General features: G+C 52.9%; 1 rRNA gene. It reads right to left on the bottom strand.

The window, feature by feature from the left end:
- Window positions 1–1,157 (bottom strand): 23S ribosomal RNA (locus LY622_RS00220); the annotation flags it as partial.
- Window positions 1,158–1,306: the final 149 nt, after the last annotated feature.

Consider the following 1,306-nt stretch of genomic DNA (forward strand, 5'->3'; position numbering starts at 1 on the left):
CAAGCCCGTAGCTTCGGTACCTGGTTTAGCCCCGTTACATCTTCCGCGCAGGCCGACTCGACTAGTGAGCTATTACGCTTTCTTTAAAGGATGGCTGCTTCTAAGCCAACCTCCTAGCTGTCTGAGCCTTCCCACATCGTTTCCCACTTAACCAGGATTTCGGGACCTTAGCTGACGGTCTGGGTTGTTTCCCTTTTCACGACGGACGTTAGCACCCGCCGTGTGTCTCCCACGCTTGCACTCACCGGTATTCGGAGTTTGCCTCGGGTTGGTAAGTCGGGATGACCCCCTAGCCGAAACAGTGCTCTACCCCCGGCGGTGATACGTGAGGCGCTACCTAAATAGCTTTCGAGGAGAACCAGCTATCTCCGGGCTTGATTAGCCTTTCACTCCGATCCACAAGTCATCCAAATCTTTTTCAACAGATCCTGGTTCGGTCCTCCAGTTGATGTTACTCAACCTTCAACCTGCTCATGGATAGATCGCCCGGTTTCGGGTCTATATCCAGCGACTGGTCGCCCAGTTAAGACTCGCTTTCGCTACGCCTCCCCTAATCGGTTAAGCTCGCCACTGAATATAAGTCGCTGACCCATTATACAAAAGGTACGCGGTCACAGAACACGTCTGCTCCCACTGCTTGTACGCATACGGTTTCAGGATCTATTTCACTCCCCTCTCCGGGGTTCTTTTCGCCTTTCCCTCACGGTACTGGTTCACTATCGGTCAGCCAGGAGTATTTAGCCTTGGAGGATGGTCCCCCCATGTTCAGTCAAGGTTTCTCGTGCCCCGACCTACTCGATTTCACGTGATCAGATTTTCGACTACGGGGCTATCACCCACTATGGCCGAGCTTCCCAGCTCGTTCGTCTAATCAGTCACACGCTTAAGGGCTGGTCCCCGTTCGCTCGCCGCTACTGGGGGAATCTCGGTTGATTTCTTTTCCTCAGGGTACTTAGATGTTTCAGTTCCCCTGGTTCGCCTCCCAACACCTATGTATTCAGTGTGGGATACCCAGCTTGTGCTGGGTGGGTTTCCCCATTCAGAAATGCCCGGGTCACAGGTCGTTTGCCACCTCGCCGAGCCTTATCGCAGGCTACCACGTCTTTCATCGCCTCTGGCTGCCTAGGCATCCACCGTATGCGCTTAATCGCTTGACCATATAACCCGAAAGGGTCTGGTCCGCGATTACTCACGACAATTGCCGGATACGCTTGAGACGTATCACGTTGTCCTTCCCTTTCAGGAAGAACTTGTCAGCATGATTCACATTGTTAAAGAGCAGACTGTCAATCGACAGTCATAAACC

The sequence above is a fragment of the Halomonas alkalisoli genome (assembly GCF_021412585.1).
In the GTDB taxonomy this organism is placed as follows: Bacteria; Pseudomonadota; Gammaproteobacteria; order Pseudomonadales; family Halomonadaceae; genus Halomonas; species Halomonas alkalisoli.